Source organism: Streptomyces violaceus (assembly GCF_036014075.1).
In the GTDB taxonomy this organism is placed as follows: Bacteria; Actinomycetota; Actinomycetes; order Streptomycetales; family Streptomycetaceae; genus Streptomyces; species Streptomyces violaceus.
On sequence record NZ_CP107911.1, the window covers coordinates 2,742,401 to 2,755,540 of the forward strand.

Annotated in this window: 8 protein-coding genes; 6 read left to right on the top strand and 2 right to left on the bottom strand. The window is 71.5% G+C overall.

The window, feature by feature from the left end; genetic code table 11:
* Positions 1 to 83: 83 nt before the first annotated feature.
* The 6 genes from OG542_RS12130 (at position 84) to OG542_RS12155 (ending at position 9,380) form a co-directional block, all read left to right on the top strand.
* Positions 84 to 2,204 carry an alpha-1,4-glucan--maltose-1-phosphate maltosyltransferase gene (locus OG542_RS12130; RefSeq protein WP_328410573.1) on the top strand — a complete coding sequence of 707 codons (2,121 nt, stop codon included), beginning with the start codon at positions 84 to 86 and terminating at the stop codon, positions 2,202 to 2,204.
* On the top strand, positions 2,201 to 3,901 hold the full coding sequence (gene treS, locus OG542_RS12135; RefSeq protein WP_311127817.1) for a maltose alpha-D-glucosyltransferase: 1,701 nt from the start codon (positions 2,201 to 2,203) through the stop codon (positions 3,899 to 3,901). Before OG542_RS12130 ends, treS begins: the two co-directional genes overlap by 4 nt.
* Before the next feature lie 200 nt (positions 3,902 to 4,101).
* Positions 4,102 to 5,544 carry a maltokinase N-terminal cap-like domain-containing protein gene (locus OG542_RS12140; protein ID WP_328410576.1) on the top strand — a complete coding sequence of 481 codons (1,443 nt, stop codon included), beginning with the start codon at positions 4,102 to 4,104 and terminating at the stop codon, positions 5,542 to 5,544.
* Positions 5,545 to 5,575: 31 nt separating this feature from the next.
* Positions 5,576 to 8,356, top strand: coding sequence for a 1,4-alpha-glucan branching enzyme (gene glgB / locus OG542_RS12145; protein WP_328410578.1), 2,781 nt, complete (start codon positions 5,576 to 5,578; stop codon positions 8,354 to 8,356).
* A gap of 146 nt (positions 8,357 to 8,502) precedes the next feature.
* Positions 8,503 to 8,973: a hypothetical protein gene (locus tag OG542_RS12150; RefSeq protein WP_328410580.1), complete on the top strand. Its 471-nt coding sequence runs from the start codon at positions 8,503 to 8,505 to the stop codon at positions 8,971 to 8,973.
* Complete coding sequence (locus OG542_RS12155; RefSeq protein ID WP_328410582.1) at positions 8,970 to 9,380, top strand: hypothetical protein; 411 nt, start codon at positions 8,970 to 8,972, stop codon at positions 9,378 to 9,380. Before OG542_RS12150 ends, OG542_RS12155 begins: the two co-directional genes overlap by 4 nt.
* Before the next feature lie 6 nt (positions 9,381 to 9,386).
* On the opposite strand, the gene OG542_RS12160 is transcribed toward OG542_RS12155, so the two are convergent.
* Both OG542_RS12160 and OG542_RS12165 read right to left on the bottom strand, forming a co-directional pair.
* Positions 9,387 to 10,766 (bottom strand): cytochrome P450 family protein, encoded by a 1,380-nt coding sequence (locus OG542_RS12160; RefSeq protein ID WP_328410584.1) that lies wholly within the window; start codon positions 10,764 to 10,766, stop codon positions 9,387 to 9,389.
* A 63-nt stretch (positions 10,767 to 10,829) separates the two neighbouring features.
* Complete coding sequence (locus OG542_RS12165) at positions 10,830 to 13,091, bottom strand: HelD family protein (protein ID WP_328410586.1); 2,262 nt, start codon at positions 13,089 to 13,091, stop codon at positions 10,830 to 10,832.
* Positions 13,092 to 13,140 lie beyond the last annotated feature (49 nt).

The following is a 13,140-nucleotide window of genomic DNA, read 5'->3' on the forward strand; positions in this document are numbered from 1 at the left end:
GGGTACCCCTCTCAGGAGCACCACGCAGGACCCACCTCCCCATAGACATCCGCCCACCCACGTTGACGCGGACAGGAGCGGTCATGCCCGCCAAGCACCCTTCGTCACCACCCCCGACCCGCCGCACCGGGGCGCGCGCGCCCGGCGGCGAGGCACGTCCCGTGCGCCCGGCCGACGCCGGTCCACCGGTCCCGCAACCACCCCCCGTGGGCGAGGCGACCGCCGTCGGGCGCATACCCGTGCTCGATGTCCGCCCGGTCGTCCAGCGCGGACGCCGGCCGGCCAAGGCCGTGACCGGCGAGACCTTCGACATCTCGGCGACCGTGTTCCGGGAGGGGCACGACGCGGTCGCCGCCAATGTCGTGCTCAAGGACCCCGAGGGCCACCCCGGGCCGTGGACACCCCTGCGGGAGCTGGCCCCCGGCACGGACCGGTGGGGCGCCACGGTCACCGCCGGGGAGCCCGGCCTGTGGACGTTCACCGTGGAGGCGTGGGGCGACCCCATCGGCACCTGGCGCCACCATGCGCAGATCAAGATCCCGGCCGGCATGGACACGGACGTCGTCCTGGAGGAGGGCGCGCGCCTGTACGAGCGGGCCGCCGAGGGCATACCCGAGGAGGAGGGCCTGCGGGACGTGGTCTTGGCCGCCGTCGACGCCCTGCGGGACGAGAGCCGCCCGGCGGCCGCGCGGCTCGCGGCGGCGTTGGCGCCGGAGGTGGAGGAGGTGCTGGCCCGGCATCCGCTGCGGGACCTGGTCACCACCTCCGAGCCCTTGCCGCTGCTGGTGGAGCGGGAGCGGGCCCTGTACGGCTCCTGGTACGAGTTCTTCCCCCGCTCCGAGGGCACCTCCGAGCAGCCGCACGGCACGTTCCGCACCGCAGCGCGCCGCCTTCCGGCGATCGCCGCCATGGGCTTCGACGTCGTCTACCTGCCCCCGATCCACCCGATCGGCACGACCTTCCGCAAGGGCAGGAACAACACCCTCTCCCCCGGCCCCGACGACGTCGGCGTGCCCTGGGCGATCGGCTCACCCGAGGGCGGCCACGACGCCGTCCACCCCGATCTGGGCACCCTGGAGGACTTCACCTGGTTCGTCGGCCAGGCCCGCGAGCTGGGCCTGGAGGTCGCGCTGGACTTCGCCCTGCAGTGCTCCCCGGACCACCCCTGGGTGCAAAAACACCCCGAGTGGTTCCACCACCGCCCCGACGGCACCATCGCCTACGCCGAGAACCCGCCGAAGAAGTACCAGGACATCTACCCCATCGCCTTCGACGCCGACATGGACGGCCTCATCGCCGAGACCGTGCGGGTGCTGCGGCACTGGATGGACAGCGGCGTGCGGATCTTCCGCGTGGACAACCCGCACACCAAGCCGGTGGTGTTCTGGGAGCGGGTCATCGCGGACATCAACCGCACCGACCCCGACGTGATCTTCCTGGCCGAGGCCTTCACCCGCCCGGCGATGATGGCCACCCTGGCCCAGATCGGCTTCCAGCAGTCCTACACCTACTTCACCTGGCGCAACACCAAGCAGGAACTGACCGACTACCTCACCGAACTCTCCGGCGAGTCGGCCAGCTATATGCGGCCGAACTTCTTCGCCAACACCCCCGACATCCTGCACGCCTACCTCCAGCAGGGCGGCCGCCCCGCCTTCGAGGTGAGGGCCGTCCTCGCCGCGACCCTCTCACCGACCTGGGGCATCTACTCCGGCTACGAACTGTGCGAGAACACCCCCCTCAGAGAGGGCAGCGAGGAGTACCTGAACTCGGAGAAGTACCAGCTCACCCGCCGCGACTGGGACGCCGCCGAACGCGAGGGCCGCACCCTCACCCGGCTGCTGACCAGGCTCAACACCATCCGGCGGGAACACCCGGCCCTTCAGCAGCTGCGCGATATCCACTTCCACGACGCGGACCAGGAGGCGGTGATCGCCTACTCGAAGCGGAAGGGTTCGAACACGGTTCTGGTGGTCGCCAACCTCGACCCCCACCACACCCAGGAGGCGACGGTCTCGTTGGACATGCCGCAACTCGGCCTGGACTGGCACGAGTCGGTGCCGGTGCGGGACGAGCTCACCGGCGAGACCTATCACTGGGGCAGGGCCAACTACGTGCGTCTCGAACCGGGCCGGAGCCCCGCGCACGTCTTCACGGTGCTGCGACCGTCCACCCCGCAGATCGGAGGGTCACCCACAACATGATCGTCAACGAACCCGTTCAGGACACCTTCGAGGACACTCCTGCCAGGGACCGCGACCCGGAGTGGTTCAAGCGCGCCGTCTTCTACGAGGTGCTCGTCCGCTCGTTCCAGGACAGCAACGGCGACGGCGTCGGTGACCTGAAGGGCATCACCGCCAAGCTCGACTACCTCCAGTGGCTCGGCGTCGACTGCCTGTGGCTGCCGCCGTTCTTCAAATCCCCGCTCCGGGACGGCGGCTACGACGTCTCCGACTACACGGCCGTGCTGCCGGAGTTCGGGGACCTCGCCGACTTCGTGGAGTTCGTCGACGCCGCCCACCAGCGCGGCATGCGCGTGATCATCGACTTCGTCATGAACCACACCAGCGACCAGCACCCCTGGTTCCAGGAGTCGCGCAAGGACCCCGACGGGCCCTACGGCGACTACTACGTGTGGGCCGACGACGACAAACAGTTCCCGGACGCGCGGATCATCTTCGTCGACACCGAGGCCTCCAACTGGACCTTCGACCCGGTCCGCAAGCAGTACTACTGGCACCGGTTCTTCTCCCACCAGCCGGACCTCAACTACGAGAACCCGGCCGTGCAGGAGGAGATGATCTCCGCGCTGAAGTTCTGGCTGGACCTCGGCATCGACGGATTCCGGCTGGACGCGGTGCCGTACCTGTACCAGCAGGAGGGCACGAACTGCGAGAACCTCCCGGAGACGCACGACTTCCTGAAGCGGGTGCGCAAGGAGATCGACGCCCAGTACCCGGACACCGTGCTGCTGGCCGAGGCCAACCAGTGGCCCGAGGACGTCGTCGACTACTTCGGCGACTACCCGAGCGGCGGCGACGAGTGCCACATGGCCTTCCACTTCCCGGTCATGCCGCGCATCTTCATGGCCGTACGGCGGGAATCCCGCTACCCGGTCTCCGAGATCCTGGCCAAGACCCCGGCCATCCCCTCGAACTGCCAGTGGGGCATCTTCCTGCGCAACCACGACGAGCTGACGCTCGAGATGGTCACCGACGAAGAGCGCGACTACATGTGGGCCGAGTACGCCAAGGACCCACGGATGCGCGCCAACATCGGCATCCGGCGCCGTCTCGCCCCACTGCTCGACAACGACCGCAACCAGATCGAACTGTTCACGGCCCTGCTGCTGGCCCTGCCGGGCTCGCCGATCCTCTACTACGGCGACGAGATCGGCATGGGCGACAACATCTGGCTCGGCGACCGGGACGCGGTGCGCACGCCGATGCAGTGGACGCCCGACCGCAACGCGGGCTTCTCCTCCTGTGACCCGGGGCGGCTGTTCCTGCCGACGATCATGGACCCGGTCTACGGCTACCAGGTCACGAACGTCGAGGCGTCGATGTCCTCGCCGTCGTCACTGCTGCACTGGACCCGGCGCATGATCGAGATCCGCAAGCAGAATCCCGCCTTCGGACTCGGCACGTACACCGAGCTGCCGTCGACGAACCCGGCGGTGCTGGCGTTCCTCAGGGAGTACGAGGACGACCTGGTGCTGTGTGTGAACAACTTCTCGCGGTTCGCCCAGCCGACGGAGCTGGATCTGAGCGCCTTCGAGGGCCGGCACCCGGTGGAGCTGTTCGGCGGGGTCCGTTTCCCGGCCATCGGCGAGCTGCCGTACCTGCTGACGCTGGGGGGCCACGGTTTCTACTGGTTCCGGCTCCGCGGCGACGCGGTGTAAGGACCCCTGAGGCCTGAAACGGGCCGCTGAGGCCTGATCCGCGGGGCAGGCCGCAAACCCCCGTGGCGGGGCGTTTCTCCCGCCCCGCCCGGGGCACGCATGAAGAACACCCCACCCGCCCGCGTGAGCCGGAGGGGCGCCGCCGGAGCCGGCCGAAGGCGACGGAGGCGCACCGAGAATGGGTGAAAGGACGCGACGCCATGTCGGAAGCCGTCACACGCACCGTCACCACCCCGCCCGGCCTTCTCGCCTCCCTCGATCCACTGCTGCGGGAATGGCTGCCACGGCAGCGCTGGTTCGCGGGCAAAGGACGTCCGGTCAGCGGATTCACGCTGGTCGAGGCCACCGAGCTGCTCCCCGCCAGTGGCAAGCTGGGGCTGTACCACCTGCTCGTCCGCGCCCATCAGCCGCTCGTGCCGTCCCACGGCGCGCCCGGCCATCCCGGCGACTGCTACCAGCTCCTGATAGGCGTGCGCGAGGCGCTGCCGCCTCGGCTGGCGCCCGCGCTGATCGGACATGTGCCGACGGGGCCGCTGGCCGGCCGCACGGTCTACGACGCCCTGCACGACCCCAGGCCCGCCGAACTGCTCCTGGAGGCGCTGCGCACCCAGGCCCGTATCGGCGGGCTCCGTTTCGAGCGGGACCTCGGCCAGGACATCCGGTCCGGGCTGGTGCCGCGCGTGGTGACGGCGGAGCAGTCCAACTCGTCGGTCGTCTACGGAGATACGTTCATCCTGAAGCTGCTGCGCCGGATCGTGCCCGGGGTCAACCCCGATCTGGAGCTGCCGCTGGCGCTGGCTCGCGAGGGCTGCCCCCGGGTGCCCGCGCCGACGGCCTGGATGGTCGCGGACATCGACCCCACGGCGGACCCGGTGATCTCGGCGGGTCCGGCGGACCCCGCCGGCCAGCCGTACGTGCTGGGAGTGCTCCAGCCGTTCGTGCAGGGCGCCTCCGACGGCTGGGAGCTGGCGCTGCGCGAACTGGCCAAAGGCGAGGACTTCGGCGCCGAGGCGCGGGCGCTGGGGCGGGCCACCGCCGAGGTGCACACCGCGCTAGCCCGCGCGCTGCCGACGGTCACGCTCGGTCACATGCAGCTCCAGCTCATGGTGGACGGCATGGTCGAGCGACTGGAGGCGGCCGTCCAGGCGGTGCCCGCGCTGCGGCCCTACGCCGACGGACTGCGGTCGGCGTTCACGGCGCTGGGCGATCTGGCCGCCGAGGGCCGCACCTGGACCGCGCAGCGCGTGCACGGCGATCTGCATCTCGGGCAGTGCCTGCGCTCACCGGCCGGCGAGTGGTGGCTGATCGACTTCGAGGGCGAGCCGGCCCGGCCGCTGCCCGAGCGGCGTATGCCGCAGCCGGCGGTGCGGGACGTCGCTGGCATGCTGCGGTCCTTCGACTACGCGGCCCGCTCGGCCGATCCGCCCCAGCCGGACTGGGCCGAGACCTGCCGGTCCGCGTACTGTTCCGGCTACGCGGAGGCCTCCGGCCGCGATCCGCGCACCGACCCGGTGCTGCTGCGCGCCTACGAGACGGACAAGGCGATCTACGAAGTGGTGTACGAGGCCCGGCACCGCCCCGACTGGCTGCCGGTGCCCCTGGCCGCCATAAGCCGGCTCTCCTCGTCCGGCCACCTGACCTGACTGACCCACCTGCGCCCAGGAGGCCCCGCCCGTGACCCCCCGCTCCGAGTCCAGCGGTTCGCATCCGAAGAAGACGGCCGGGGAGAAGATCCCCGAGCAGCCGACGGCCGCCCAGCAGAAGAGCGCCGCGAAGAAGACGGCGGTGCCGAAACAGGCGGCGAAGAAGACGACCGCCGCGAAGAAGGCTGCCGCCAAGAAGACGGCCTCCGCTCAGTCACCTGCGACGAAGGCCGCTGCCAAGAAGGCGGCCCCGGCGAAGACTGCCGCCGCCAAGAAGGCGACGTCGGCGAAGACTGCCGTCGCCAAGAAGGTGACGCCGGCGAAGACTGCCGCCGCGAAGAAGGCCGTCGCGAAGAAGGCCGCTCCCGCGAAGGCGACCGCGGCGAAGTCCACCGCCAAGAAGGTGGCCGCGACCAAGACAGCCGCCAAGAAGACGGCCACGAAGACGGCGACAGCCACGAAGACGGCCGCCAAGAAGGCCACGACGGCGAAAGCGGCGGCCACCCGGACCACCGCTGCCAAACCCCCCGCGAAAAGGGCCCCGGCCAAGAAGGCCGCCACCGGGAAAGCCCCCGCGAAGAAGGCCACCCCCGTCCAGACGGTCCCCCCGGAGATGGAGATCGCCGTCTCGCCCGCCGTCGGCGCGGCGGACCGGGACCGGCTGCTCAACGGTACGCATCACGACCCGCACGCCGTGCTCGGCGCACACCTCGTGCCCGGCGGGGTCGCGTTCCGGGCGTTCCGGCCGTACGCCCTGTCGGTGACCGTCGTCGCCGGCGAGGTGCGGGCGGAGCTGCAGGACGACGGGGAGGGGTTCTTCTCCGGACTGCTGCCGCTGCGGGAGGTCCCGGAATACCGGCTGCTCGTGGGGTACGAGGGCACGGTCCTGGACACCGAGGACGCCTACCGCTTCCTGCCCACGCTGGGCGACCTCGACCTGCATCTGATCGGCGAGGGCCGGCACGAGGAGCTGTGGACCGCGCTGGGCGCGCACCCGACGATCCACGAGGGCGTGACCGGCACCCGTTTCTCGGTGTGGGCGCCGAACGCGCGCGGCGTGCGCGTCGCCGGCACCTTCAACTTCTGGGACGGCACCGGCCACGCCATGCGGTCGCTGGGCTCGTCGGGCGTGTGGGAGCTGTTCCTGCCGGACATCGGCGAGGGCGAGCTGTACAAGTTCGAGATCACCCGCCACGACGGGTCGAAGACGCTGCGCGCCGACCCGATGGCCCGCCGCTCGGAGGTACCGCCCGCGACCTCGTCGGTCATCACGTCCTCGCGGTACGAGTGGGGCGACGCCGAGTGGCTGGACCGGCGCGCTCAGACCCCGGCGCACGAGGCGCCGTTCTCGGTGTACGAGGTGCATCTGGCCTCCTGGCGCCCGGGACTGACGTACCGGCAGCTGGCCGATCAGCTCCCCGGGTACGTGAAGAACCTGGGCTTCACGCACGTCGAGCTGATGCCGGTCGCGGAGCATCCGTTCGGCGGCTCCTGGGGCTACCAGGTCACCGGCTTCTACGCGCCGACGGCCCGGCTGGGCACTCCCGACGACTTCCGGTACCTGGTCGACGCGCTGCACCGGGCCGGCATCGGCGTACTGATGGACTGGGTGCCGGCCCACTTCCCGCGGGACGACTGGGCGCTGGCCGAGTTCGACGGGCGGCCCCTGTACGAGCACGAGGATCCGCTGCGGGCCGCGCATCCCGACTGGGGCACGCTGGAGTTCGACTTCGGGCGGCGGGAGGTGCGCAACTTCCTGGTCTCGAACGCCCTGTACTGGTGCGAGGAGTTCCATATCGACGGGCTGCGGGTGGACGCGGTGGCGTCCATGCTCTACCTCGACTACTCGCGCGAGGCGGGGCAGTGGACGCCCAACGAGCACGGCGGCCGGGAGAACCTGGACGCGGTGGCGTTCCTGCAGGAGATGAACGCGACGGTGTACCGCAGGGTGCCCGGCGTGGTCACGATCGCCGAGGAGTCGACCGCCTGGGACGGCGTCACCCGGGCCACTCACCACGAGGGCCCGAGCGGCTTCGGCGGGCTCGGGTTCGGGCTGAAGTGGAACATGGGCTGGATGCACGACTCGCTCCAGTACATGAGCCACGAGCCGGTGCACCGCAAGTACCACCACCACGAGATGACCTTCTCGATGGTGTACGCGTACAGCGAGAACTACGTCCTGCCGATCTCCCACGACGAGGTGGTGCACGGCAAGCGGTCCCTGGTGTCGAAGATGCCCGGCGACTGGTGGCAGCAGCGGGCCGGGCACCGGGCCTACCTCGGCTTCATGTGGGCCCACCCGGGCAAGCAACTGCTCTTCATGGGGCAGGAGTTCGCACAGGGCGCCGAGTGGTCGGAGGCGCACGGCCCGGACTGGTGGCTGCTGGACCCGGGCTACGGGGCCGAGCCCGACCACCGGGGCGTGCGTGACCTGGTCCGCGACCTCAACACCGTCTACCGGGCCACCCCGGCGCTGTGGCGCCTCGATACCGACCCGGCCGGTTTCGAGTGGATCGTCGGGGACGCCGCCGACGACAACGTCCTCGCGTTCCTCAGGCTGGATCCGGAGGGCACCCCGATCCTGGCGGTGTCGAACTTCGCGCCGGTCATCCGCCAGGACTACCGTCTGGGCGTGCCCGAGGACGTCCCCGCCTGGCACGAGGCCGTCAACACCGACGCGGCCCGCTACGGCGGCAGTGACGTCACCAACCCCGACCCGGTCAAGCCCGAGGCCCAGCCCTGGCACGGCCGCCCGGCCAGCATCCGCCTGACCCTGCCGCCGCTGTCGACGGTGTGGCTGTGCCCGGCGTAGGCGGCCACTGCCCGCTGTGACACCTCTGTGACGGGAGGTGTGGCTTCCGCCACAGCCCTTCCCGTCCGGCCCTGGTGGGGTGGCGGCATGCGCCGTGCCACCCCACCGGGCCGTGGGGGTCCGCCCGCGCGGGAGGGGGTGACGGCGTGCTGATCGGTCTCGGCATCTCCGCCGTCTGTGCCTTCGGCGCGCTGATCGCGGCCGCGGGAGTCGTGGCCATGGCCTTCCCGGGCCGTCCCGAACCCTGGTTGCCGCTGCTGCTGCGCCGTGCGGCGACGACGGCCGCCTGGGCGGCCGCGTCCGTCTACTCCCTGGGGTTCTTCGCCGTGCTGCAATCGGAGTGGGAGTTCGGCCAAGGCGCGTCCTCGGTCCCGGCCCGGGCCTGCCTCGACGGCTTCGCCCCGCACACGATCGAGGGCCTGTCCCACCACCGGCCCTCGTATCTGCCCCTGCGCTTCGACTGCGTCCGCGAGGACGGCACCGTCTACGCCGCCGACTCCTCCTACGTGTGGATGAACTGGGCGAGCGTGTCCTTCGCCCTGTCCGCCGCCGGGCTCGCCATCGGCGCGGGTTACGCGACCGAGCTCCGCGCGCGGAAGGCCGCGCCGGACTCATGACGCTGCTTCCCGTCTTCGTCGGCCTCGTGGTGGTCCTGGTCGCGCTGCGCGGGCTGCTGGCGCATCCGCTGCTGCCGCTGTGGGTGCGGACCGCGGTGTTCTGGGCGGTGCCGTGCGGTGCCGTCACCTGGGTACTGATCATGACGGCGGACGATCCCACCCTGTTCCCGGAGACGGCCCCCTGCCCCGCAGAGCCGATGCGGGAGGGCTTCCTCGGGAGCGGAAAGGCCTGGGGAGTCTCCACGCCGTTTCCGCCGCGGGCCTACTGTGAGTGGGAGGACGGCACCACCTACGACCTCGCGTCCGGCACCGAGTTCGTGTTCTGGGTCTTCTTCGCCCTGACCGTCGTCCCACTCGCGGCCGGGCTGTGGCACGCCCTGCGGGATCCCGAGTCGCTGTTGCGGTAGGCCCGTTCAGGCCTGAGTCCGGAACATCAGTCTCCTGAGCCCGGCCAGCAGGCCCGTGGTCTGGCGGTCCGTCTCCTTGAGGGTGTCACCGCGGTGCTGTCGTGCGGGCCGGTTCAGTTCGTAGCGCACCGGCAGCAGCCGCAGGCCCCGGACCACCGGGCCCGCCCGCCAGGGCAACTGGTCGGGCGGGAGGGCGAGTTCCACGGTCGCGAAGTGGTCGAGGATCCGGCCGACCGCGTGGGTCACGAGCAGCCCGGCGAGTTCGCGCGCGGCCGCGGGGCACTGGTGCTGGCCGGCGCCCCAGCCCAGATGGGAGCGGGCGCTGAAGGCCGGGTCGACGAGCGTGGTGCTGCCGATCGCCAGCAGGTCCTGGTGGGCCGCGGCGGCGGACGGGGAGACGGCGTCCCCGGACCTGATCCAGTAGTCACCCAGCGGGACGTCCCGCGCGGCGAAGCGGAAGCACATGTTGGCGACGGGCGGGTTGGCGAGGGCGGCCCGGTCGACCGTCTCGCCGAGCTGCCCCGCCGACACGCTGCGGCGCACGGTGGCGTTGCCCCGGATGACCTCCAGCAGGGTGTTGAGGACCATGTTGCCGGTGATGTCGTTGAGGTAGACCGCGTTCATGAACAGCTCCCGGCCGAGCTGTTCATCGGACAGGTGCGGGTCGGCCAGCAGCATGTACGAGGTGAGGTCGTCGCCCGGGCGGGCCCGGCGGTGGACGGCGAGCCGGGTGAAGGCCGCCAGCGCCCGGGCGGTGGCGGGCTCGGCGCCCAGGCCGCCGTCGAGCATCCGCCACAGGTCCATGACCAGTTCGTCGCCCAGCTCCACGGGGCAGCCGAACAGCCTGGTGGTCACCATGAGCAGCAGCGGCCGGGTGTACTGGGCGCCCAGGTCGGCGAAGCCGGCCGAGCCGGACTCGGCGGCCAGCAGCGCGACGAGGTCGTCCGCGTAACGGGAGACGGCCGCCCGCAGCTCCCAGCCCTGCGGGCCGCGCGCCTCCTGGAAGGGCCGCAGCGCCGCGTGCAGGGTCTGCCGGGCGGCGCGGTGCTCCTCGTCGTCCATGAACATCGTCTGCCGCACCTCGTACCCGGCCAGCAGCGGCCAGCCGGGCGGCAGTTCACCCTGGGCACGGGCCCGCCAGTAGCGGATGTCGCGCCGCCACTGGCCCTCGCCCCGCAGGACGTCGAGCACCTCGCGGTAGTCGAGCACCAGCCACACGGGCACGCCCATCAGCCCGACCGGTGCCACGGGCCCGTGCAGCCGGCGCAGCCGCCGGTACACCGCGCCGGGGTCGGCGTCGAACTCAGAGGTGAGCAGCGGCTCGACAGGCAGAGAGGCGAGCACCGGGCTGTCGGCCGGCGCGGCCGCGTAGGGCTGGGCTTCCATACGGCAACGCTTATCGCACCGGCCGTGCACAGGCAGTGACTACGACACGAACTGTTACCTCTCCTACACGAAGGATTCGGACAGGGCCTTCGGAAGTTCTCCGGTGTGCAGCACGCCGAGCCGCTGGGTGGCCCGGGTCAGGGCCACGTACAGGTCGCTGGTGCCGTACCGGCCGGGCTCGACCACCAGGACGGAGTCGAACTCCAGACCCTTGGCCTGGCGCGGGTCGAGGAGGACGACCGTCTGAGTGAGGTCCGGTTCGGCGCCCGCCGTCACGCCGTCCAGCCGGGCCGCGAGGCCGCGGTGGAGGTCGCGCGGCGCGATCACCGCGAGCCGTCCCTCGGCCGGGGTGAGTTCCTCGACCGCCTTGGCGACCGCGCCCGGGAGGTCGTCGGTGGCCCGTGCCCACGGCCGTACACCCGTGGAGCGGACCGAGCTCGGCGGCTCGAACTCCGGCTGCTCGGCGCGGACCACGGCCGCCGCGGCGTCCATGATCTCGGCCGGTGTGCGGTAGTTGACGCCCAGGCGGGTGTGCTCCCAGCGGTCCTCGACGTAGGGGTCGAGGATGCCCGCCCAGGAGCCGACGCCGGCCGCCTCCGCCGTCTGCGCGGGGTCGCCGACCAGGGTCATCGAGCGGGTCGGGCTGCGCCGCATCAGCAGCCGCCACGCCATCGGCGACAGCTCCTGCGCCTCGTCGACGATGATGTGCCCGAACGCCCAGGTGCGGTCGGCCGCCGCTCGCTCGGCGGCGCTGCGGTGGTCGTCCTGCTCGTGCCGCTCGGCGAACCGCTCGGCGTCGATGACGTCGTGCGCGGACAGCACCTCGCTGCCGTCGGGGTCGCTGTCCTCCTTGTCCTCGAACTCGTAGGTCCGGGAGGCGTACGACACCTCGAGCACGCCCTGCGCGTAGGCGATCTGCTCCTCCCGCTCGCGCGCGGCGCGCTCCCGGGCCAGCCGGTCGTCGTCGCCGAGGAGTTCGGCGGCCTCGTCGAGCAGCGGCACGTCCGCGACCGTCCAGCGCCGGGTCACCGGGCGGCGTACGGCCTCGGCGTCCTCGGCGGGCAGGAACTCCTCGGGCGCGGCGAGGAAGTCGGCGATGAGCCGCTGCGGGGTGAGCACCGGCCAGAGCTGGTCGATGGCGGACCAGACGTCGGGGTTGTCGGCGATGTCGTCGCGGATCTGGGTGATGTCGCTGGGGTCGAGCAGGCTGGACCCGTCGAAGGGGTCGGTGCCGATCCGCTCGGCGTAGAGGTCGGTGAGCGCGTTGAGGATGTGGCCCTCGAAGTGCTCGCGGGCCGCGTTGTGCGGCAGCTTCGCGGCGCGGGTGCGCTCGCGGGCGACGTTCACCAGACCGTCGTCGAGCATGAGGACCTCGCGGTCGTGCTCGATGGCGATCACCGGGTCGGGCAGCGCCTGCCGGCCGCTCACGACCTCGGCGAGAACATCGGCCATGTCGGCCCGGCCCTTCACGGCGGCGGCCTCGGGCTTGTCGGTCGCGGTCGCCTTCACCCCGGGGAACAGCTCGCCCACCGTCGCGAGGAGCACGCCCGTCTCGCCGAGGGAGGGCAGCACCTCGCCGATGTAGCCGAGGAACGCCGGGTTGGGTCCGACGATCAGTACCGCCCGCTTGGCGAGCAGCTCGCGGTGCTCGTACAGCAGATAGGCGGCGCGGTGCAGGGCGACGGCCGTCTTGCCGGTGCCCGGGCCGCCCTCCACCACCATGACGCCGCGGTGCGGGGCGCGGATGATGCGGTCCTGGTCGGCCTGGATGGTCTGCACGATGTCGCTCATCCGGCCGGTGCGGGCCGAGTCGAGCGCGGCGAGCAGCACGGCGTCGCCCGTCGGGTCCTCGTGGCCCGTGCGGGTCTCGTCGCCGAGGTCGAGGATCTCGTCGTGCAGGTGGGTGACCTGCCGGCCGTCGGTGGCGATGTGCCGCCGGCGCCGCAGGCCCATCGGGGTGTGGCCGGTGGCCAGGTAGAAGGGGCGGGCGACGTCGGCGCGCCAGTCGATCAGGACGGGGGTGCGCTCGGCGTCGTCGGTGCGCAGCCCGATCCGGCCGATGTGGTGGGTGACGCCCGAGGTGAGATCGATCCGGCCGAAGCACAGGGAGCCGTCCACCGCGTTCAGCGCGGCGAGCAGCCCGGAGCGCTCGGCGACGAGGATGTCCCGCTCGAGTCTGGCCTGCATGGGCGTGTTGCCCTGCGCGAGGGCGTCCGTGACGGAGTTCTCGGTGTCGCCGCGCAGCGCGTCCACGCGCGCGTACAACCCGTCGATGAATTCCTGCTCCTGCCGCAATTCATCGTCCGGAAATTCGGTGTTTGACAATTCCACTCCCGCCCGGATATACTGTGCTCACTGAACTTCGCGTGACTTC

What these genes read in the sequence shown, in the direction of transcription:
- OG542_RS12140 (WP_328410576.1), top strand. Translation starts at nt 4,102, where the DNA reads ATGTCGGAAGCCGTCACACGCACCGTCACCACCCCGCCCGGCCTTCTC.
- OG542_RS12130 (WP_328410573.1), top strand. Translation starts at nt 84, where the DNA reads ATGCCCGCCAAGCACCCTTCGTCACCACCCCCGACCCGCCGCACCGGG.
- treS (WP_311127817.1), top strand. Translation starts at nt 2,201, where the DNA reads ATGATCGTCAACGAACCCGTTCAGGACACCTTCGAGGACACTCCTGCC.
- OG542_RS12155 (WP_328410582.1), top strand. Translation starts at nt 8,970, where the DNA reads ATGACGCTGCTTCCCGTCTTCGTCGGCCTCGTGGTGGTCCTGGTCGCG.
- OG542_RS12160 (WP_328410584.1), bottom strand. Translation starts at nt 10,766, where the DNA reads ATGGAAGCCCAGCCCTACGCGGCCGCGCCGGCCGACAGCCCGGTGCTC.